The 20,792-nt window shown below is 64.7% G+C and carries 20 protein-coding genes and 1 tRNA gene; 13 read left to right on the forward strand and 8 right to left on the reverse strand.

Features of this window, described 5'->3' with window-relative positions:
• Nucleotides 1-1,452, reverse strand: a complete 1,452-nt coding sequence (locus AB6M95_RS06700; RefSeq protein ID WP_371385966.1) for an efflux transporter outer membrane subunit — start codon at nucleotides 1,450-1,452, stop codon at nucleotides 1-3.
• A 148-nt stretch (nucleotides 1,453-1,600) separates the two neighbouring features.
• Between AB6M95_RS06700 and AB6M95_RS06705 the strand changes: the two genes are divergently transcribed.
• The 5 genes from AB6M95_RS06705 (at nucleotide 1,601) to mdoH (ending at nucleotide 8,025) form a co-directional block, all read left to right on the forward strand.
• On the forward strand, nucleotides 1,601-2,299 hold the full coding sequence (locus AB6M95_RS06705; RefSeq protein ID WP_371385967.1) for a response regulator: 699 nt from the start codon (nucleotides 1,601-1,603) through the stop codon (nucleotides 2,297-2,299).
• Nucleotides 2,299-3,672, forward strand: a complete 1,374-nt coding sequence (locus AB6M95_RS06710) for a HAMP domain-containing sensor histidine kinase (protein WP_371385968.1) — start codon at nucleotides 2,299-2,301, stop codon at nucleotides 3,670-3,672. Before AB6M95_RS06705 ends, AB6M95_RS06710 begins: the two co-directional genes overlap by 1 nt.
• A gap of 333 nt (nucleotides 3,673-4,005) precedes the next feature.
• The gene (locus tag AB6M95_RS06715) at nucleotides 4,006-5,565 is read left to right on the forward strand and encodes an OpgD/OpgG family glucan biosynthesis protein (protein WP_371385969.1); all 1,560 of its coding nucleotides are present in this window, start codon (nucleotides 4,006-4,008) and stop codon (nucleotides 5,563-5,565) included.
• Complete coding sequence (locus AB6M95_RS06720) at nucleotides 5,549-5,920, forward strand: hypothetical protein (RefSeq protein ID WP_371385970.1); 372 nt, start codon at nucleotides 5,549-5,551, stop codon at nucleotides 5,918-5,920. The genes AB6M95_RS06715 and AB6M95_RS06720 overlap by 17 nt, the downstream gene beginning before the upstream one ends.
• Nucleotides 5,921-5,928: 8 nt before the next feature.
• Nucleotides 5,929-8,025 (forward strand): glucans biosynthesis glucosyltransferase MdoH, encoded by a 2,097-nt coding sequence (mdoH, locus tag AB6M95_RS06725; RefSeq protein ID WP_371385971.1) that lies wholly within the window; start codon nucleotides 5,929-5,931, stop codon nucleotides 8,023-8,025.
• Nucleotides 8,026-8,272: 247 nt separating this feature from the next.
• Here mdoH and AB6M95_RS06730 read toward each other — a convergent pair.
• Nucleotides 8,273-8,348 (reverse strand) — tRNA-Lys (locus tag AB6M95_RS06730).
• A gap of 98 nt (nucleotides 8,349-8,446) precedes the next feature.
• Here AB6M95_RS06730 and AB6M95_RS06735 point away from each other — a divergent pair.
• Both AB6M95_RS06735 and AB6M95_RS06740 read left to right on the forward strand, forming a co-directional pair.
• The gene (locus AB6M95_RS06735) at nucleotides 8,447-10,279 is read left to right on the forward strand and encodes a protein-disulfide reductase DsbD family protein (RefSeq protein ID WP_371385972.1); all 1,833 of its coding nucleotides are present in this window, start codon (nucleotides 8,447-8,449) and stop codon (nucleotides 10,277-10,279) included.
• 27 nt (nucleotides 10,280-10,306) lie between these two features.
• Complete coding sequence (locus tag AB6M95_RS06740; RefSeq protein WP_371385973.1) at nucleotides 10,307-11,503, forward strand: iron-containing alcohol dehydrogenase; 1,197 nt, start codon at nucleotides 10,307-10,309, stop codon at nucleotides 11,501-11,503.
• A gap of 54 nt (nucleotides 11,504-11,557) precedes the next feature.
• Here AB6M95_RS06740 and AB6M95_RS06745 read toward each other — a convergent pair whose 3' ends face one another.
• Nucleotides 11,558-11,947 (reverse strand): hypothetical protein, encoded by a 390-nt coding sequence (locus tag AB6M95_RS06745; protein WP_371385974.1) that lies wholly within the window; start codon nucleotides 11,945-11,947, stop codon nucleotides 11,558-11,560.
• Nucleotides 11,948-12,038: 91 nt separating this feature from the next.
• Complete coding sequence (locus tag AB6M95_RS06750) at nucleotides 12,039-13,262, reverse strand: M24 family metallopeptidase (protein ID WP_371385975.1); 1,224 nt, start codon at nucleotides 13,260-13,262, stop codon at nucleotides 12,039-12,041.
• 82 nt (nucleotides 13,263-13,344) lie between these two features.
• Between AB6M95_RS06750 and AB6M95_RS06755 the strand changes: the two genes are divergently transcribed.
• The 5 genes from AB6M95_RS06755 (at nucleotide 13,345) to hisF (ending at nucleotide 16,556) form a co-directional block, all read left to right on the forward strand.
• Entirely contained in the window at nucleotides 13,345-13,764 is a 420-nt protein-coding gene (locus AB6M95_RS06755; RefSeq protein WP_371385976.1) for a CoA-binding protein, read from the forward strand.
• A complete protein-coding gene (locus tag AB6M95_RS06760) occupies nucleotides 13,761-14,198 on the forward strand; it encodes a YkgJ family cysteine cluster protein (protein ID WP_371385977.1) in 438 nt (145 codons plus the stop codon). The genes AB6M95_RS06755 and AB6M95_RS06760 overlap by 4 nt, the downstream gene beginning before the upstream one ends.
• Nucleotides 14,199-14,216: 18 nt before the next feature.
• The gene (locus AB6M95_RS06765; RefSeq protein WP_371385978.1) at nucleotides 14,217-14,990 is read left to right on the forward strand and encodes a J domain-containing protein; all 774 of its coding nucleotides are present in this window, start codon (nucleotides 14,217-14,219) and stop codon (nucleotides 14,988-14,990) included.
• A gap of 155 nt (nucleotides 14,991-15,145) precedes the next feature.
• A complete protein-coding gene (gene hisH / locus AB6M95_RS06770) occupies nucleotides 15,146-15,787 on the forward strand; it encodes an imidazole glycerol phosphate synthase subunit HisH (RefSeq protein ID WP_371385979.1) in 642 nt (213 codons plus the stop codon).
• Nucleotides 15,777-16,556, forward strand: coding sequence for an imidazole glycerol phosphate synthase subunit HisF (gene hisF, locus AB6M95_RS06775; RefSeq protein WP_371385980.1), 780 nt, complete (start codon nucleotides 15,777-15,779; stop codon nucleotides 16,554-16,556). The genes hisH and hisF overlap by 11 nt, the downstream gene beginning before the upstream one ends.
• Before the next feature lie 77 nt (nucleotides 16,557-16,633).
• On the opposite strand, the gene moaC is transcribed toward hisF, so the two are convergent.
• The 4 genes from moaC to AB6M95_RS06795 are packed head-to-tail and all read right to left on the reverse strand — an operon-like array spanning nucleotide 16,634 to nucleotide 19,837.
• A complete protein-coding gene (gene moaC, locus AB6M95_RS06780) occupies nucleotides 16,634-17,113 on the reverse strand; it encodes a cyclic pyranopterin monophosphate synthase MoaC (protein ID WP_371385981.1) in 480 nt (159 codons plus the stop codon).
• A gap of 3 nt (nucleotides 17,114-17,116) precedes the next feature.
• On the reverse strand, nucleotides 17,117-18,229 hold the full coding sequence (dnaJ, locus tag AB6M95_RS06785) for a molecular chaperone DnaJ (protein ID WP_371385982.1): 1,113 nt from the start codon (nucleotides 18,227-18,229) through the stop codon (nucleotides 17,117-17,119).
• A 9-nt stretch (nucleotides 18,230-18,238) separates the two neighbouring features.
• Nucleotides 18,239-18,466, reverse strand: a complete 228-nt coding sequence (gene rpoZ, locus AB6M95_RS06790; RefSeq protein ID WP_371385983.1) for a DNA-directed RNA polymerase subunit omega — start codon at nucleotides 18,464-18,466, stop codon at nucleotides 18,239-18,241.
• 33 nt (nucleotides 18,467-18,499) lie between these two features.
• A complete protein-coding gene (locus AB6M95_RS06795; protein ID WP_371385984.1) occupies nucleotides 18,500-19,837 on the reverse strand; it encodes a hypothetical protein in 1,338 nt (445 codons plus the stop codon).
• A 166-nt stretch (nucleotides 19,838-20,003) separates the two neighbouring features.
• Between AB6M95_RS06795 and AB6M95_RS06800 the strand changes: the two genes are divergently transcribed.
• On the forward strand, nucleotides 20,004-20,753 hold the full coding sequence (locus AB6M95_RS06800) for a tRNA lysidine(34) synthetase (protein WP_371385985.1): 750 nt from the start codon (nucleotides 20,004-20,006) through the stop codon (nucleotides 20,751-20,753).
• Nucleotides 20,754-20,792 lie beyond the last annotated feature (39 nt).

Below are 20,792 nucleotides of genomic sequence, written 5' to 3' on the forward strand. Positions count from 1 at the left end.
TTACCCCTTGGTTCCTGTCTGTTCGGTGTTTGCATCATCGGCCGCAAGCGAGGGATCGGCCAGGGAATCGGTCCAGGTGCCGCCCAGGGCGCGGTACAGGGCTACGCGATAAAGCATCAGGTTGGTCCGCTCCGTGGCCATGGTCACCTCGAGCTCCTGCACGGACATCAGCGCGCTCAGGACCGGAAGGTAGTCGTCCAGCCCCTGGGCATAACGGGACACGGCCTCGCGCAGGCTCACGCGGGACGCCTCGAGCTGGGCCGAGAGCGCGTCCAGGTATTCCTTCTGCCACTTCTCCTCGGCCAGGGCGTCCTCGACCTCCTTGAAGGCGGTGTAGACGGTCGACTTGTAGGCGCCGAGCTTCTCGTCCACCACGGCCCTGGCCTTGTCCACCTCGGCCCTGCGGTAGCCGCCGTCGAAGATCGGCCCGACCACGGCCCCGGCCAGGGTCAGAATCCAATTGTCGAAGATGGTCCCGAGCTGGGCCCCGGTGAACTGTCCGGTCCCGGCCAGGGTCAGGGAGGGCAGCCGGTCCGCCCTGGCCGCGGCGACGGACCAGTCAGCCGAGGACAGGGCCAGCCCGGCCGAGCGCACGTCGGGCCGATTGGCCAACAGGTCGGCGGGCAGCCCCAGGCCGGGCAGTTCCCTGGGCTCCGGCACCTCGGCCTCGGCCAGGGTCACGGAACCGGCGGGCCTGCCCATGAGCAAGGCCAGTTCATTGAGGAGCAACTGTTCCTGGGACTTGATCGGCGGCAGCAGCGCCTTGACCTTGGCCAGGTTCTGGCGCTGCTGGTAGACGTCCAGCGCCGTGGAAATGGAATTGCGGAAGCGCAGTTCGATGAGTTCGAGATAGGTCAGGTTGGTCTTGATCTGCTCCTCGACGATCCGCTCCTTGCGCCGCTGAGACTGGATCTCCAGCCAGCGGGAGACCACCTCCCCGGCCACGGTCATGGCCGAGGCGTTCAGGTCCTCGCGCGAGGCCCGGTAGTCCAGTTCCCCGCCCTTGGCCTCGGCCTCGACGCGGCCCCACAGGTCAAGCTCATACCCCGCCTCCAGGCCGACGGCGTGGGTCTCCGAGGTCGTTGCGCCGTCCTTGGCGCCCTTGGTGTAGGACCGGGTGTGTTTGTAGTCGCCGGTGGCGTCCAGAGTCGGATATTTGCCCGCCGAGTACTGCACGGCCACCGCCCGGACCTGGCGCAGCCTGGCCCAGGCCTGCTCCAGGTCGAAATTGGCGGTCAGGGCGGTCTCCACCAGGTGGTTCAGCTCGGCGTTGCCCAGGGCTTCCCACCACTTGCCGGTCTCGACGGGCTGTGCGGAGTAGAGGGTGTACCCGGTGGGCAGCGGAGCCGCCGGTTCGGTGCGGGCGTCCGGCCTGAAGGGCGAGCAGGCCGCGAGGAGCACTGCCAGAAGGAGGATGGCCGGGACGGCCGTAGTTACTGTTCTGCCTTTCACGTTGCTCTCCATGGATGGTTTCACTTGAGACGAAACTACGGGAAAATGTTCGGCAGAATATTGGGGAGGATGCTAAAAGTTGTTAAAGATTGTAAAACGAGGCCCGGGAGCCTTTCCAATCAAAGGGACATGCGGGTAAGGACAAATCATGAAGAACAACGGCCCGGTGCTGATCATTGATGACGACCAGAAGCTGCGCGAACTGGTGGCGGAATACCTGGAGGAATACGATTTCTCAACGGCCGCCCTGCCCTCGGGCATGAAGGCGGTGGAAACCATCCGTTCGCTCAATCCGAGCGTCATCATCCTGGACGTGATGATGCCGGGCAGGGACGGGCTCGAGGTTCTGCGCGACATCCGCGCCGAATTCATCACCCCTGTGATCATGCTCACGGCCAAGGGCGAGGACACGGACCGCATCGTCGGACTCGAACTCGGGGCCGACGACTACATGGCCAAGCCGTTCAACCCGCGCGAGCTGCTGGCCCGGATCAAGGCCGTGCTCCGGCGGGTGGAATCCTGCGGGGAGCGCAAGGCGGACGCCACGGCCATCCGCGCGGGCGGCCTCATCCTGAACCTTTCCCGGCAGGTCCTGGTCGTCGACCACGACGAGATCGAACTGGCCCCCACGGAGTTCCGCCTGCTCCAGGCGCTCATGACCCACTCGGACCGCGCCCTGACCCGCGACGAACTCATGGACATGGTCTGGGACAAGGACTTCGCGGCCTACGACCGGTCCATCGACGTGCACATCAGCAAGCTGCGTTCCCAGCTCAAACCGTACCCGGCCCACGCCAAGCGGATCAGGACCGTCTGGGGCACGGGCTACATGTTCATGGGGGAATGATGAAAGTCAGCCGGTTGTACCTCAATATTCTCTTCGCCTTCGTCCTCGTCCAGGCGGTGGCCATCGTGGGCATCGGCGGGCTGCTCAAGATGGGCCACATGCGCCCGCCCTTCGCCCGGCACGCGCTGGACCGCAGCGAAGCCCTCCAGCAGATTCTCGAGATGGAGATCGACGGGGCCGACAGGCTCTCCCCGGAGCTCCGGGACCGCCTGGGCCGCATCCTGGGCATCTACGCCAACGCCTTCAACGGCGAGGCGTGGATCACCAACGAACAGGGCGAGACCGTGGCCCGCTCCTACAAGGCCATGCCCCTGACCGGCGAGGAGGAGATGGACCTCAGGCTGACCACGCCCGCAGGCGACCACATCTATTTCGTCCGCAAGGGCGATCAGGGGTCCATATACTCCTACGGGCCGCTCAAGACACCGATGGGAACCATGACCGTGCACCTGCTCAACGAATGGATCACCCACAACGAGGAGGTCTGGTTCATGGAGGGGCTGGCCCTCATGGCCACGGTGGCCGCCCTGCTGCTCATCCCGGTGTCGCGGCGCATAACCCGGCCTATGGTCCAGATGACCGGGTCCGCGCAAAAGCTGGCCCGGGGCGACTTCTCCCCGCGCGTGGACGACAGGCGCAAGGACGAGATGGGCACCCTGGCCCGGACCTTCAACCACATGGCCAACAGCCTGGAAAAGATGATCCGGGGCGGGCGCGAGTTGACCGCCAACCTGTCCCACGAGCTGCGCTCCCCCCTGGCGCGCATGCGCGTGTCCCAGCAGATCGTCCGCGAACGGCTGGAGGCGGGCCGCACGGACGGCCTGGCCAAGCACGTCCGGCGCATGGAAGAGGAGATCGACCACATGGATTCCCTCATCGACCAGATCCTCAGGCTGTCCAAGTTCGACCTCCAGGAGCCCCCGCCGCGCGAGGACATGGTCGACATGAACGAGATGATCAAGGAGGCCGCCGAACGGGTCGGGCCGCTCGCGGGCGAGCGGGCCATCCGGCTCGGGCTGCGCCTTGCTCCGGTTCCGCCCTACCGCTGCCGCAGGCAGGACCTGCGCATCGTCCTGGACAACGTCCTGTCCAACGCGGTCAAGTACAGCCCGGACAACGGCCCGGTGGACATCCGCTGCGAGGCCGACGGCGAAGCCCTGACCATCCGGGTGACCAACGCCTACCCCGCCCTGAGCGAGGAGGAGCTGGAGGCCCTGTTCGCGCCCTTCCGGCGGCTGGGCTACGACGACGTGGAGGGCAACGGGCTCGGTCTGGCATTTGCCCGCAAGATCGTCGAGGACCACGGCGGGACCATCGGCGCGGCCAGCGTCAGCGAAGGCTTCCGCATGACCATCCGGCTGCCCCTCGCCTGATTTTCCGGCACGCGCCGCACCCGTTGCGGGGGCCGCCGGTCCCTTTCCGCGGCCGTCACGCCGCCCCTCATAGAGACCGTCTATCAATTTTCCCCGGCGCCACATGCCGATTCAATTTATATTTTGCCATTTATCTCGCCAACACATTGAATATTCAGAAAAAAAATACCTTGTGCAAATGGACGCTTCAAAATTGATAATACAATTTGCATCGCGTACTGTCTTTTTCTTTGCGGCTCGGTTAAAGCTCTGGCCGGGAACAAACAAAAAGAGAAAAACGTACCAACAACCATGCCACATACAATACGTTCATCCAGGCACACACTCCGGCGCTTGCGCCTCCTGCTTCCGGTCCTTGTCCTGCTCATCCAGGCCCTGCCCGGCACGTTGCACGCGGAACCGGCCAAGACCGATCAACCCGAAGGATTCACCCGCCAGGTAGTGGTGGACAAGGCCCGGCAATTGAGCCAGGCCCCGTTCGCCCCGGCCCAGGGCGAGGTGCCCCAGTCCCTGCTCGACCTCGACTACGACGCCTGGCGCGACATCACCTACCGCCCGGAAAAGGCCCTGTGGAAGAAGGAGAAACTGCCCTTCAACGTGCAGTTCTTCCATCCCGGCATGTTTTACGACAGGCTGGTGGCCGTCAACGTCGTGGACAAGGGTGTGGTCGAGCCGGTCCCCTTTGATCTCGCGATGTTCGACTACGGCAACAACCACACCCTGCCGGAGCAGATTCCGGCCAAGTTCGGGTTTGCCGGATTCCGCATCGACGGCCCAGGCGACGGCCCGAAGCGGTTCCATGAAATCGCGACCTTCCTGGGCGCGAGCTATTTCCGGGCCATGGCCGACGACCAGGTCTACGGCCTGTCGGCCCGGGGCCTGGCCGTGGACACGGCCCTGCCTGAAGGCGAGGAGTTCCCCTATTTCAAGGAATTCTGGATCGAGAAGCCGGGCCGGAAGAGCGCGAGCCTGACCGTGCACGGCCTGCTGGACAGCAAGAGCCTGACCGGCGCGTACACCTTCGTCGTGCAGGGCGGCAAGACCACCACCATGAACGTCACCGCCACCCTGTTCCTGCGCATGCCGGTGAACAAGATAGGCATCGCCCCCCTGACCAGCATGTTCCTGTTCGGCGAGAACACGGACGAGCGCAAGGTCCGGGATTTCCGCCCCGAGGTGCACGACTCGGACGGCCTGCTGATCAAGAACGACTCGGGCGAATGGTTCTGGCGGCCCCTGGACAACCCCGAGAACCTGGACATCAACGCCTTCCAGGCGGACAACGTGCGCGGCTACGGCCTCATCCAGCGGGACCGCGAGTTCAACCACTACCAGGACCTCGAAGCCGCCTACGAGCGCCGTCCGAGCCTGTGGGTGGAGCCCGTGGGCGACTGGGGCTTCGGCCACGTGGAGCTGATCAACATTCCCACGAACCAGGACATCCACGACAACATCGTGGCCTTCTGGAGCCCCAGGGACGCCCTGCCCGTGGGCGTGCCGCAGACCTACGAGTACAAGCTGATGTGGAACAGCGGCGGCTTCACTCACCCGCCGCTGGGCTATGTGGAGGCCACCCGGGCCGGCGACGCCGGAAACGGCGGTCAGCGCTTCGTCGTCGATTTCCGGAGCAAGGCACTGAATCTCCTGCTGCCGCCTTCCAAGGTGGAGGGCGTTGTCACCTGCGGACCGGGCGCGGTCGTCTCCGAACAGCACGTGGAAAAGAACGAGCACACCGGCGGCTGGCGGCTGTCCTTCGTGGTCCGGCCCAACCAGGCCCCCTCGGCCCTGGAAAAGGTCCTGCCCAAGCGCAAGCCGCCCGTGGACCTGCGCGCGTTCCTCAAGATCAACGACACCACCCTGACGGAAACCTGGAACTATGCCTATCGCCCCTGACCGAGGCCATGACATGGACGGCTCGCGCGAGCGGGCCGCCCGCTGCCTGCTGGCCTACGCGGAGCAGCTCCCCATGTCCACGGAGGCGCGCCTGGAGCTGGTCCTTTCAACCCTGCGGGAACTGCCCGCCGGAGTCACGCCGGAACAGGCCCTGGACGCGTTGCTCTCCCGGCTGCCTGCCTCCGGTCCCGAGACGTTTCCGCCGGACCATCCGCCCATCAAGCGCAGCCACATGCCCGGCCAGTACCTGGGCCGCCCGCGCTCCGGCCTGGGCGGCTTCCTGGCCCAGTGGGGCTGGCTGGCCGTGGTCGGGCTCCTGCTGGCCCTGACGCTCCTGCTGAACATTTCCCAGTGAGGCACCCGATGCAACGCGACCCGCGGGATTCCCGCCTGCAATTCTCCACCGGAAAACGGCGCCTGGTCCTGACCCTGCTCATCCTGATCCCGTCGGCCCTGGCCAGCGCCTACGTGGGCTCGGTCCTGCCCGAAAAGGGATCCACCCTGCTGGAACTGGCCATCATCATCGTCTACTCCATCCTGTTCGCCTGGATATCCGTGGGGTTCTGGACCGCCATCATGGGCTGGTTCACGATCATGCGCCGCTACGACCGGTTCGCGGCCAGCCACGCCCTGTCCGAGCCGCTTGAGCCGGGCGAACCGGCCCGCACGGCCGTGCTCTTCCCCATCTGCAACGAGGACACCCCCCGGGTCATGGCCGGGGTCAAGACCACCTATCTCTCGCTGCAACGCACGCCGGGGGCGGACCAGTTCGACATCCACATCCTGAGCGACTCCGGCAGCGCGGACAAATGGATGGAGGAGGAGGCCGCCTGGGCCGGGCTGGTGGAGGAACTGGGCGCACAGGGGCGCATCTTCTACCGCAACAGAAAGGTCAACCTGAAACGCAAGAGCGGCAACGTGGCCGACTTCTGCCGCCGCCACGGCCGGGAGTACAAGTACATGGCCGTGTTCGACGCGGACAGCGTCATGCGCGGCGACACCCTGAACGACATGGTCCACATCATGGAGCGGCGGCCGCGCATCGGCATCTTGCAGACCGCGCCCGCCTGCTTCGGCCGGGACACCCTGCTCGGACGGCTGCAACAGTTCGCCAACCGCGCCTACGGGCCCATGTTCGCGGCCGGGCTGCATTTCTGGCAGCTGGGCGACGCCCAGTACTGGGGACACAACGCCCTCATCCGCGTGGAGCCGTTCATGCGCCACTGCGGACTGCCCCGGCTGTCGGGCAAGCCGCCGCTGGGCGGCGACATCCTCAGCCACGACTTCGTGGAGGCCGCGCTCATGCGCCGCGCGGGCTGGGAGGTCTGGCTGGCCTTCGACCTGACCGGCAGCTGGGAGGAGTGCCCGCCCAACCTGCTCTCCGAACTCAAGCGCGACCGGCGCTGGTGCCAGGGCAACCTGCAACACCTGCGCCTGCTGTTCACCGAGGGGCTCTTCCCGGCCCACCGGGTGCTCTTTCTCAACGGGGCCATGAGCTACGCCTCGGCCCTGCTGTGGTTCCTGTTCCTGATGCTCTCCTCGATCGAGGCCGTGAGCCAAGCCGTGGTCGGGCCGAGCTATTTCGCGGCCACTCGCTCCCTGTTCCCGGCCTGGCCGGTGTGGCAGCCCCTCTGGGCACTGGTCCTGCTCGGCACCACGGGCGTGCTCCTGTTCTTCCCCAAGGTACTGAGCTATCTCCTGATCGTCTTCAAGACGCGCAACTCCAGGCTGTTCGGCGGACCGCTGCGGCTGATGGGCAGCATCGTCATCGAGGTCGCCTTCTCCGCCTTGCTGGCCCCCATCCGCATGCTCTTCCACAGCAAGTTCGTGTGCATCACCCTGCTCGGGCGCAAGATCGGCTGGGGCTCGCAGCAGCGCGACGACCGGGCGACCACCTGGGGCGAGTCCCTGCGCTTCCACGGCACCGGCGTGCTCTTCGGCCTGCTCTGGGGCGGGGTCGTACTGCTCTACGCCCCGCGCTTCTTCTGGTGGATCGCGCCCATCGTCCTGCCCATCGTCTTCTCCATGCCCCTGTCGGTCCTGACCAGCAGCGACGGACCGGGCCGCTGGCTGCGCGATAAGCGACTGCTGCTCATCCCCGAAGAGACCTTCCCGGACCAGGAAATCCGGGACGTGGTCCGCTACACCGCGGAGATGGAGGCGACGCCTGTGCCGCTGGACCTGCCGCGCGAATCGGGCTTCCTGCGCGCCCTGCTCGACCCGGGCGTCAACGGCCTGCGCCGCGCCCTGCTCCTGCGCCACAAGCGCAACCCGGGCGAGACCGCCCGCGCCCGGAGTGCGCGATTGGTGGAAAAGGTGTTGGAGGCCGGACCCAAGGCCCTGTCCGCAGGCGAAAAGCAATGCCTGCTGCACGACCCGGACTCCCTCCTGGAGGTCCACACCCGCGCCTGGACCGCCGACGGCGACGCCGTGCGCAAGGCGTGGCTGAAGCAGGCCTGAGCAATCCCGGACCGGGTATCATCCGGTCCGTTCCTCAAGGAAGTATCATCCCATTGACCTGACGCCGGGGTGGGGTAAGATGGGTGTTGCGCCGAAAAGCCCGTCCGCACCCTGCTGCGTGGGACCGGAAGCGTTCAACCCCTGACAAGACGACGAGAATACCGATGGCCATAACCCACCGCATCGCCTTTGGAAAAGGCCCGAAACGAAAAAACCCCGCCATTGCTGACGGGGTGTGTTTTTCGAGTGGTGGGTCACCAAGGAATCGAACCTTGAACCTCCGGATTAAGAGTCCGCTGCTCTGCCAATTGAGCTAGTGACCCACTCGGTCGCGGCGTTGTTCGTCACGACGGAGAGATAACTATAAGTCGGACCCGGAAAAGTCAACCACAAATTTTCACTTTTTTCACATAGGACCTAAATGCCCATAAACAAGCTGCTTTTTTCCCTGCTCCTGAGTGCCCTCCTGCTCCTGCCCGCACAGCCCGCAAACGCCCTGGTGCAGCCGTCTTCCCTGGCCATGAAGACCTCGGTGGCCGCCTTTTCGGTGGACCCGGACGCCATATGGCCGGGTTCGCCCGGCGGCGCCCTGCTGGCCATGACGCTGCATATCGACGAGGATTGGTACACCTATTCCAACGTCCCCGGTGACACGGGCAAGCCCACGCGGCTGACCGCCACGGCGGCCGACGGGACCACGCTCGCCGTGTTCTACCCCAAGGGCAAGGAGAAGCCGGACAGCTATGACCCGACCCTGACCGTGCGCGCCTACCTCGACGGGACAATGCTCTTCGTCCTGGTGCCCGACGGCCTGGCCGCGCCCTTTCCGGTGAAGCTCTCCATGGACCTGCTCCTGTGCCACCCGACCCGGTGCGTCCCGGCGCGCGTGGAGCAATCCTTCGGCCAGGCCGGGCTCGACACGGTGGCCCTGCCGCCCGCGAGCTCACAGCCGTGGTGGGACGAGTTCCGGCACATGACCCACGGCAAGAACCAGTCTGAGATCGTCCCGGAGGAGCCCGACACGAGCGCGGCCATCGTGGACTGGAAGTTCACCCCGACCTATTTCCAGCCGGGCCTCGAGGTCGGCGGCCTGCTCTCGGCCATCCTCATGGGGCTGCTGGCCGGGCTCATCCTCAACGTCATGCCGTGCGTCCTGCCCGTGGTCAGCCTGAAGCTCTCGTCCCTGCTCGGGGCCGGGGCCGACGGCGACCCCCATGCGCGCATTCGAACCTTCCGGCAACACAACGTCTTCTTCGTGCTCGGGGTGCTGACCTTCTTCCTGATCCTGGCCGTCATCCTGGGGGCCACGGGCTCGGCCTGGGGCGCGCTCTTCCAGAACCGCTGGCTGGTCTTCACCATGGCCGCGGTCATGGGCGCGCTGGGCTTAAGCCTGTTCGGCATCTTCCACCTGCCGGTCATCGACCTCAAGTTCGGGGCCGGACACAAGGACCCGCGCAAGCAGGCGTTCTTCACCGGCATGCTGACCACCCTGCTGGCCACCCCGTGCAGCGGCCCGTTCCTGGGCGGAGTGCTCGGCTGGGCGCTCATCCAGGGCCCCCTGGTCATCGCCACGGTCTTCTTCTCCATCGGGCTGGGCATGGCCTCGCCCTATATACTCATGATCATCAGCCCAGGCCTGTCGCGCTTCCTGCCCCGGTCCGGGCCGTGGATCGAATACGTGGAAAAGGGCATCGCCTTTTTCCTGCTCGGCACGGCCTTCTACCTGCTAGGCATCGCCATCGGCGGCGCGAGCCTGCGCGTCCTGGCCCCGCTGTGGGTCATCCTGTTCGGCGGCTGGCTGTGGGTTCGCTCGCGCGGCGCTGGCCAGGGCGTCCAGCTCGTCCTGCGCGTGGGCATGCTCGTGCTCCTGGCCGCCACCGTGTACTGGACCATGCCCATGCAGGCCGAGACCGACCCGTGGGAGCATTTCGAACCGGCCGCCCTGAACCGCGACCTGGGCGGCGAAAAAATCCTCCTGGACTTCACCGCCGACTGGTGCCCCACCTGCAAGGTGCTCGAGGCCACGGTCCTGACCAGACAGAACGTGACCGCCTGGAAAGAGCGCTACAACGTCCGCTTCATCAAGGTGGACATGACCGAGCGCGACCCCGAAACCGAGGCCCTGCTTGCCGCCCTGGGCAGCCGCAGCCTGCCCACGGCCGCTGTGTTCCGCATAAACGGCCGCCAGACCCCGGTGGTCATCCGCGACCTGTACACCGCCGACCAGCTTGAAAACTTGTTGAAATCCCTTTAGGTAATCGAAAAAACGAGGAGACGTTCCGTGCTCAATTTCCAATACTACATGCCCACCCGCATCATCTTCGGCCCCGACAGCCTCGACAAGCTGGGCGACACCCCGCACCTGCCGCGCGGCGACAAGGCCATGATCGTCATCGGCGAGTCTGGCGTGATGATCGAACAGGGCTACCTGGCCCGCGTCCAGTCCCTGCTTTCCAGGCAGGACGTCCAGACCATCGTCTTTGACCGGATCAAGCCCAACCCCGAATCCGACGCCGTGGACGAAGCGGCGGCAGTCTGCCGCGAGATGGGCGTCAAGTTCGTGATCGGTCTGGGCGGCGGATCCACCATCGACTCGGCCAAGGCCATCGCCACCATGGCCACCAATCCGGGCAAATACTGGGACTACATGCAGTCCGGCACAGGCGGCGGCCAGACCCCGGAGAACGAGCCCCTGCCCATCGTGGCCATCCCGACCACGGCGGGCACCGGCACCGAGGCGGACCCGTGGACGGTCATCACCAAATCCGGCACCGACGCACGGGAGAAGGTCGGCTGGGGCTATGACGGGACCTTCCCGGCCCTGTCCATCGTTGACCCCAGGCTGATGCTCTCCGTGCCGCCCAGGCAGACCGCCTACACCGGCATGGACGCCTTTTTCCACGCCACCGAGGCGTACCTGGCCACCTGCCGCCAGCCCGCCAGCGACGCTTTGGCCCTGGAGGCCGTCCACCTCATCAGTCACACCCTGCCCCAGGCCGTGGCCGAGGGCGACAACCTTGAGGCGCGGACCGTCATGGCCTGGGCCTGCACCGCGGCCGGGTTGTGCGAAACCTATTCCTCGTGCATATCCCAGCACTCCCTGGAGCACGCCCTGTCCGCCTTCCACCCCGACCTGCCCCACGGGGCCGGGCTGGTGCTCCTGTCCAAGGCGTACTTCGGCTTCCTGGCCGCGCACGGCGAGGAGCGCCTCGGCGACCTGGCCCTGGCCATGGGCGACACCCTGGCCGAGGACCTGGACGAGGAAGTGACCGGCGTGGCCTTCCTGGACGCCCTGGACACCCTCATCACCGGCGTCGGCCTGGCCGACGAGAAGCTGTCCGATTACGGCGTGACCCGCGAGGAAATCCCGGCCCTGGCCGAGAACGCCCTGACCGTAATGGGCGAACTCTTCGACGTCACCCCGGTGGAAATGGACGTGGACGACGTCATCGCCATTTTTGAGGCGGCCTACGAGTAGGCCGACGCCCTGCTGCCATTCAACAAGAAAAGGCTCCCTTTCGGGAGCCTTTTTTCATTCGGTCGCCTGCGGTTCGCGGAGGAGCCATTCCTTGGCCTCCTCCTGGTTGCGGAAGCTTTTGTAGGAAGCGGAGCGGTTGACCAGGGCGGTTTCCACCAACCGGCTGGTCTCCGGGTTGTGCGGGTTGGACAGGACGGCCAGACGCATGCCGAGCTTGGCCGCGCCCTTGTCCTCCATGAAGTTGGCGAAGGTGATGACGTCCAGGGGCGAGAGTTTCAGGAGGAAGGTCCGATTGTCCACGAGCACCCGCGTCCGTCGGGCTTCTCGGGCCTTGGCCAAGAGCTTCAACCCCCATTCGATGAACGTCTCGCCGTCGGAGACGTCACCGTCGGTGATGCACAGAAGATACTCTTCCTTTATCGTGAATATCTGAGAATAGGCCATGGTTCCCTCCTCGGCTGCGGTCTTTGCCGAGACTAATCCACACTCCTATACTCTACTATACCCAACCGCATCCGTCCATCTCGGCGGCCCGCTACTCCACGGGAACCATGTCGTATTGGTCGCCCGAGATGCAGCGGCAGCCGTCGGCCGTGATCTCGAAGGTGTTCTCCACGCCGACCATGGCCACGCCCCGGATGCCCTGCTTGGGCTCCAGGGCGAGGACCATGCCCTGCTCCAGCGGCTGGGTGAACCCTTTGGCGATGGGCGGGAACTCGTCGATGGTCAGGCCGATGCCGTGGCCCACGAACGGGACCTGGTTCTCGTCCAGACCCATGAAGCCCTCGGCGTAGCCCCGCCGCCCGGCCTCGTCCAGGCAGTGCAGGTAGAGCTCCTCCGGGGTGACGCCCGGCCTGGCCGTGGCGCACATCCAGTCCTGCATTTCGATGCAGAAGTCGTGGGCGCGGCGAATGTCGTCGGGGATGGACGACTTCGGCCCGGCGAAATAGGCCTGGGTCTTGTCCGTGTGGTAGCCCTCGATCTGGAAGCCGATGTCGAGCATGAGCGGCTCGCCGAGCTTCCAGACCTTGCGCACGTTGCCCATCAGCGCCGAGGCCGGGTGCTCGCCGCGCAGCCCGAGCGGTCCGTTGAACCCGCTGGGGTAGTTGCCGGAATCACCGGCGGACACGTGGCCGAGGAAGGCCTCCTCGTCGTGGGCCTGCATGCGCAGGATGCCCATGTGACCCTCGCTGAAGAAGACCTCCCACGCCTTATGGGCGATCTCGCGCTCGGTCATGCCGGGGTGGATCATGGTCGGCAGGAGGTCGTGCAGGCAGCGATGGTGCTTCCCGCCGCAGCGGCGCAGGATATCCAGCTCGAACTCGGACTTGACCATCTTGGCCAGGGCCACGGCGTGGTCGCCGGGCACGATGGCGTAGTCCTTGAGCTTGGCCGCCAGCATGGTCCCGAGCTGCCAGGTGAGCCCGGCCATGACCGCGGCCAGGGTTGGGGTGAACGGGCTGCCGACCTCCGCGCACAGACCCGGCAGTTCGGAGTAGGACTTGTACGGCAGGATGTGCTTCACCCCCGCCTCCAGCCGGGCGCGGTTGACGCCCTTGCGGATGAGCAGCACGGGCTCGCCCGCGATCGGCAGCCAGAGCACGCCCTGGCCGTAGGTGCCGGTCAGGTAGTAGATGTTCAGCCGGGAAAAGACGAGAATGCCGCCCGCCTCCGGGGCGATGGCCTGAAGATGGCGCCGGACGGAATCCTGGCGGCGCTGGAGTTCCTCTTGGGGGACGCGGGCGATGGCTTCGAACATGGGGGCTCCTTGGGGATAATCGACTAGGCAATCGGAAGGCTTTGCTGTACAACGGCCTTCTCAATCAACGAGGTATCGAGCAATGCTGATCGACATGAAAGAGCTAGCGCCCCTGCTGCGCGAGGTCAAGACCATCGCCGTGGTCGGGGCCGTGGACAAGCCGGGCCGCCCCGTGGACATGGTGGGCCGCGCCCTCATCGACATGGGCTTCACCGTCATCCCGGTCCACCCCAAGCGCACCGACGTCTGGGGCCTGACCACCTACCCGGCCCTGGGCGACATCCCGGTGGCCGTGGACCTGGTGGACGTGTTCCGGGCCCCGCAGTTCTGCCCGGACCACGCCCGCGAGGTCCTGGCCATGGACCCGCTGCCGAAAATCTTCTGGATGCAGTCCGGCATCACCAGCCCCGAGACCCGCGAGATCCTGGCCGACAGCGGGATCACGGTGGTCGAGGACCGCTGCACCAAGGTCGAGATGCAGGCCATGGGGATCGGCCGATGACCGAGTCAGCCTTCGAATGCCGCATGTGCGGCCATTGTTGCCAGGGCGAGGGCGGCATCGTCATGACCGCCAAGGACCGCGAGCGCCTGGCCGCGTTCCTGAACATCACCGTGGACGATCTGGTCGCCCGCTACGCCCACACGCGCGGCGGCAAGATCCAGCTCAACGTGGGCGAGGACCAGTTCTGTATCTTCTTCAAGGAAGGCTGCGGCGTGCACCCCGGCCGCCCCGACATCTGCCGCGCCTGGCCCTATTTCCGGGGCAATCTCATCGACGAGACCAGTTGGGAGATGATCCAGGAGTACTGCCCCGGCGTGAATCCCAAGGCCGGACACGCGGAATTCGTCCGCCAGGGGCGCGCCTATTTGCGTGAGCACGACCTTTTGCGCTATGATCCCGACTCGTCGCCCAACGCCTTGATTTCCGACGAATAAAACAAAGGACGCAGCCCCATGAATCTCCAGGAGAGCCTCAGAGAGCTCAAGCTCGCCCCCGGGGCGAACCTGGAGGAGGTCAAGTCCGCCTTCCGCAAGCTGGCCTTCAAGTACCACCCGGACCTGAACCCCGGCCCCCATGCCGCCGAGAAGTTCCGCGTGGTCAACGAGGCCTACGTCACGGCCAAGAAGCTCATGGAGACGAGCGGCCCGGCGGCGTCCCCGTCCTCCGAGGGCGAGCCGCAGGGCCCCCAGGCGAGCCGCGAACAGGGAGCGAAGGCGTACGCCCGCCAGCAGCGCAAGGCGCCCCCGCCCCGCCCTGAGAAGAAGCAGCGCTCCACCCGGGCCAAAACCCAGCGATACTACTACAAGGAAGAGGAGGTCCTGCGGACCATCCTCAACGACCCCTTCGCCAAGAAGGTATTCGAAGACATCTACTCGCAGATCCGCAAGGACCAGCCCGGATACAAGGGCCCGCTGGAGCTCAAGAAGCGCAACCTGCAACTGCACTGGGGCGAGCGGACCATCAACCTGGACTTCTCCAAGGGCATCAAGGGATGGTTCAAGGGCCAGATGGACTTCGAGCAGACCGTCTACTACCCGGCCTCCCACCTCCTGCCCGGACGCAAGGTCCGCATCACCGTGGAGCAACCCTTCACCAAGGGGTCCAAGACCATCGAGGTCACCCTGCCCAGAGACTTCGTGGTCGGCCGCCCCATCCGACTCAAGGGCCTGGGCCGCAAACTCGGTCCGTTCAAGGGCGACCTGCTCCTGCGCATCCTCGGGAAATAGGCCCTCCGGCCGCCGGAATCCCATTCCACAAGCCCCTGACTCGACGAACATTTGCCAATCCTGGCATACATTTTTGCCGCAGAAATAAAAGCCTTGTTTTCCCCCGCTAATTCTACTAGTCGCTGTAGCATACCGAGTTTCAAGTGGAGGACCTCATGCTCGCCATTTTCGATTACAAGGCGGGAAACCAGACCAGTGTCCACAGGGCGCTGGAGCACCTGGGCATCCCCAATGAGATTACCAACGACCCCGCTAAACTGGACCAGGCCAAGGGAATCATCTTCCCCGGCGTCGGCGCCGCCGGTCAGGCCATGGAAGAGCTCGAATCCGGCGGCCTCGATGAGGTCATCAAAAAACTCATCGCCCAGAAGAAGCCGGTGCTCGGCATCTGTGTGGGCTGCCAGATTCTCCTGGACTACTCCGAAGAAAACGACACCAAGGCCCTGGAAGTGATCCCGGGCGAATGCCGCCTGTTCAACCCTTCCTGGGTGGACTACGAGGACATCCAGATCCGCGTGCCGCACATGGGCTGGAACCAGGTGGAGCTGATCAAGGAGTGTGAGCTGTTCGAGGGCATCGACCCGGACGCGGACTTCTACTTCGTGCACAGCTACTACCCCGCTCCCAAGGAGGAGTTCATCATCGGTACCACGCGCTACGGCATCGACTTCTGCTCGGTGCACGGCCGCAGAGGGCTGTGGGCCGTCCAGTTCCACCCGGAAAAGAGCGGACGCCCCGGCCTGAAGATGCTCTCGAACTTCTACAAATTCTGCCAGGAGGCCAGTGATGCTGAGTAAGCGCGTCATCCCCTGCCTCGACGTGCGCAACGGCCGTCTGACCAAGGGCATCAAGTTCGAGGGCAACGTGGACATCGGCGATCCGGTCGAATCCGCCAGAAAATACTACGAGGAAGGCGCGGACGAAATCGTCTTCTACGACATCACCGCCTCCCACGAGGCGCGCGGCATATTCCTGGACGTGGTCGAGAAGGTCGCCTCCCAGATATTCATCCCGTTCTCCGTGGGCGGAGGCATCAACACGGTGGCCGACATGCGCGACGTGCTCGTGGCGGGCGCGGAAAAGGTCTCGGTCAACTCCGGCGCGGTCAAGAACCCGGACATCATCAGCGAAGGCGCGGCCCGGTTCGGCTCCCAGTGCGTGGTGCTCGGCATGGATGTCAAGCGCGTGCCCGTGAGCGAGGACATCCCCTCGGGCTTCGAGATCGTCATCCACGGCGGCCGCCAGTACATGGGCATGGACGCCATCGAGTGGGCCAAGACCGGCGAGGCGCTCGGCGCGGGCGAGATCTGCCTGAACTCCATCGACGCGGACGGCGTCAAGAACGGCTACGACCTGGAGCTGACCCGGCTGGTGGCCGAGGCCGTGACCATCCCGGTCATCGCCTCCGGCGGCGCGGGCAACCCCCAGCACATGGTCGACGCCGTGACCGAGGGCAAGGCCACGGCCGCGCTCATCGCCTCCATCGTCCACTACGGCGAGTACACCATCCCCGAACTCAAGAAGTACATGTCCGAGCACGGCGTTCAGACAAGAATGGTCTGGTAACGACGCAAGCGACGCAAAGCATAAAAAAAAGCCCCGCCGGATATTCCGGCGGGGCTTTTTCAATACATTGAATCCGTCTACTCGGCGGAAAAGGTTCCGCTCTTGCCGCCGGACTTGAAGACCAGGCGGCAGGCGTCGATGACGATGTCCTTCTGGACCGCCTTGCACATGTCGTAGATGGTCGCGGCCGCTACCTGGCAGCCGATCAAGGCCTCCATCTCCACGCCGGTCTTGTAGGTGGTGCGCACCTCGCATTCCAGCTCAATGGTCGAATCGTCGTCGTGCACGGTGAAGCGCACGTCGATGTAGCTGATGGGCAGGGGGTGGCACATGGGGATGAGGTCGCTGGTCCGCTTGGCGGCCTGGATGCCCGCGATCTTGGCCGTGGTCAGCACGTCGCCCTTGGGCAGCGCGTCCGCCTTGAGCAGACGCATGGTCTCGGCGGACAGGCGGACCAGCCCCCGGACTATGGCCGTGCGGCTCGTGTCGTGTTTGGCGGAGACGTCCACCATGCGGGCGTTGCCGTCCTGATCCATGTGCGAAAAGCCGTCTGCCATCACCTACTCTCCCATTACCTTGTCCTTGGCCTTCTTGAAGAAGCCCTTGGCCCGGTTCTTGAGTTTTCCGGCCTCGATCTCGGCGAACTCCCTGAGGAGCTCCTCCTGGCGGCTGTTCAGCTTGGACGGCGTCTTCACGCGGATTTCCACGAGCAGGTCGCCGTTCTGGCTGGAGCCGAGATGGGGCAGGCCCAGACCGCGCAGCCGGAAGACCTCGCCGGACTGGGTGCCGCTCGGGATATCCAGGTTGACCGGCTCATCCAGGGTGGGCACCTCCAGGCGGTGGCCCAGCGCGGCCTCGACCATGGAGATTTCCCGGCTGATGATCAGGTTCTGGCCCTGGCGCTCGAAGGTGTCGTCCGGAGTCACGCGGATGACCACGTAGAGGTCGCCCGGAGGCCCCCCGTTGACGCCGGCCTCGCCCTCGCCGCGCAGGCGTAGGCGGGAGTTGTTGTCCACGCCCGCCGGGATGCGGACGTTGAGGTCCTTGTCCCTGATGACCGTGCCGCGCCCCATGCAGGTGTCGCAGGGGTCGGTGATCAGCTTGCCCGCGCCCCGGCACTGGGGGCAGGTGGCGGAAATTCGGAAAAAGCCCTGGGACTGCTGCACCGTGCCGGACCCGCCGCACTGGGGGCAGGTCTGGGGCGAGGAGCCCGGGGCCGCCCCGCTGCCGCTGCAGGTTTCGCAGGCGGTCTCCACGGGAATCTTGATGCCCACCTCGGTGCCCTTGGCCGCCTCCCTGAAGGATATCTCCAGGTTGTAGCGCAGGTCGGAACCAGCCCGGGGGCGGTTGCTCCGCCCGGCCGAGGAGAAGCCGAAGACCTCGCCGAAGATGTCGCTGAAGGCTCCGAAGATATCCTCGTTGCTGGAGAAACCGGAGAAGCCGTTGCCGTTCACGCCCTCGTGGCCGAACCGGTCGTAGGTCTGGCGCTTCTCTTGGTTGCCCAGGACCTCGTAGGCCTCGGCGGCCTCCTTAAACTTGGACTCGGCATCGGGATCATCCTGGTTGCGGTCCGGATGATATTTGAAGGCCAGCCGACGGTAGGCCGTCTTGATCTCATCCTGGCTGGCGGTTCGCTCCACCTCCAGGATCTCGTAATAATCGCGTTTGGACATGGTCGTCTACTAGGCGTCCTCGGTTGAGGCGGAATGCAGATGGAGGTCGGCGGAGGTGTCGGGAACCACCTTGCCGGCAGCGATCTCGCGCAGGGCGTTGACCACTTCCTTGTTCTTGGTGTCGACCAGGGGATCGTACCCTTCGCGGTACTGCTTGACCCTCTTGATGGCCATCTGGGTGATGAGAAAACGGTTACTCACTTTCGCCAGACAATCTTCTACGGTGATCCTTGCCATGATATTCTCCTTGAAACTTCATTTGAAGCGTCGTTATTCCGTCTTTCCGGGCCCGCTGGGGAACATGCCCTGCAGGTCCTTGAGCAGCCGAGAGGAAACAGGATAGTACATTCCGTCTCCGTTCTTCATCCAGCACTGTCCCGGCGGCAGTTGCGGGTCCGCATAGAAGGTTACCGCCTTCAGTTCGTTCCCTTCGCCATCCAGCAGGCGGCAGTGCATGAGCTTTACAGCCGTGGCGGCCAGATTGTTCAGGGGCAACGCCTCAAACTGTAACTCAGTAAATCGCCAGAGCGCCATGTCAATGCCCGGGATGTTTTTTTCCCCGCCTTCCACGCGCCAGCCTGTGTTCTCGCGGCGGACCACGTAGCGCCGGTCGCCGTTGACGACGACCATGACGGCCACCTGGCTGATATCCAGGGTGAACACGTTGCGGCCCTGGACGTCGAAGGAGCTCTTGACCAGCTGGCTGACGCTCTCCGCATCGAGCAGGAACGGCACCGTGAGCCAGGAAGAGCGGCCGAAATAATGCTTGGGGTCGTCCTCGATGGTGAAGAATTCCACCATGGACGGCTCCTTGTCCTTCCCGGCCCAGACCTTGATGGTCAGGGCCGCCATGCCCCTTTCCGGCTCCGCGGGCTGCAGAATCAGTTTGCCCGCCCGCAGCAGGGCCAGGGCATGCAGGTAGAGCTTGAGCTCGGAACCGGACGCCCCCTTGTCCTTGAGGTAGCCGGGCAGGACAAAGGTGAACCCGTTCGTCCCGCGCTTGACCAGCCAGCTCGAACCGAACGGCTGGACCAACTGCACCTGATAGACCCGCTCCTCATCGAAATGAAAGACCTTGGTATCGAGGAAATGGGCGGCGGGCAGGGCGAACTGCCCGAAGACCTCGTTTCCGAACTCGTAGGCCCGATCCGGCGTCTCCGAATTCCAGCCGCTGGTCTTGCCGGATTCGTTCCGGGAGAACCGGATGTGCAGGGGCGGAATGCTCTCGTCCCTGAACTGGACGACGAGTTTCAGCCCGGGCTCGACCAAGCCGTGCCGCTTGAGCAGGTTCGACCGATCCCCCTCGAAGGAAAGCAGCGGAACCAGATCCGACAGCCGGTTCAGGTAGTCCCGGACCCTGTCGCCCAGGGCCCCGGCCGAAACGGTCGAGGGCTCGCCCGCAATTCGCGTTTCCCAATTCCTGCCGTCGGCGACGAGGGTGTAGGCCTCCCCCTCCCCCTGTATGTTCACGGACTTGACCTTGTCCAGGGAATATGACAGCCAGCGGGACGCCGCGACCTGCTCTTCCATGCTGGTGCGGTACCAGTACGCGCCGCCTGCCAGGGCGGCCGCGAGCAGGATGAAGACAAGGAACAATATCCGTCTCAAAACAGGCAGCCTCCGGAGGAACCTGGTTTTGGCCGCGAACGGGCGATTCCGACCATGACGCGAAAGCTTGTAAAGCTGCCCCAAAGGGGCTTGCAAGTCAAGCAGGAATACTCTATCTGCCTGACCTGACCCGCCCTGCATACCAAATAGAACGGGAGAATGACAGATGGCCTCATGGGGCAAACTCACCTTTGCGCAGAAAAAGTGCGTCACCGCCACCGGCAAGCTCATGCAGCGGACCGACATGGTCTCCCGGGGGGCCCGCATCGGCCTGGCCATCTCGGGCGGCGTGGACAGCTTCCTCATGCTCAAGGTCATGACCATCCGGCAGGCGATCATGCCCTTCCCGGTGGAGCTCATGGCACTGCACGTCAACCCCGGCTTCGACCCGGCCTCCCACGAACCGCTGGTCCGCTGGTGCGCCGACAACGGCATGGCCGCGCACGTCGAGCTGACCGACTTCGGGCCGCGCGCCCACACCGAGGAGAACCGCAAGAACTCGCCGTGCTTCTGGTGCGCAATGCAGCGCCGCAAGCGGTTGTTCGAGCTGTGCCGCGACTACAACCTGACCCACCTCGCCTTCGGACATAACGCCGACGACAACGTGGTCACGTTTTTCATGAACGTGGTGCAGAACGGCCGGGCCGACGGGCTGTCAGCCAACGAGCCGTTCTTCGGCGGCAAGCTCAACGTCATCCGGCCGACCATGCTCCTGGACAAAAAAACGGTCATCAAGGCCGCCTCCCAATGGGAGCTGCCCATCTGGGAAAACGTCTGTCCTTCAAACGGTTACACCAAAAGGGATGAAATACATGAATGGCTGCGGACCATGTGGAAGAAGGATAAACGCATAAAAAACAACATCTTCAACGCCATAACCCGGCAACAAGTCGACTTGACAAGAAAAAAAGTCTAGACTAAAAGTACACGAAGCTCGCATCAGGCTGTTCTTCAA

The organism is Pseudodesulfovibrio karagichevae (assembly GCF_041414475.1).
Lineage (GTDB): Bacteria > Desulfobacterota > Desulfovibrionia > Desulfovibrionales > Desulfovibrionaceae > Pseudodesulfovibrio > Pseudodesulfovibrio karagichevae.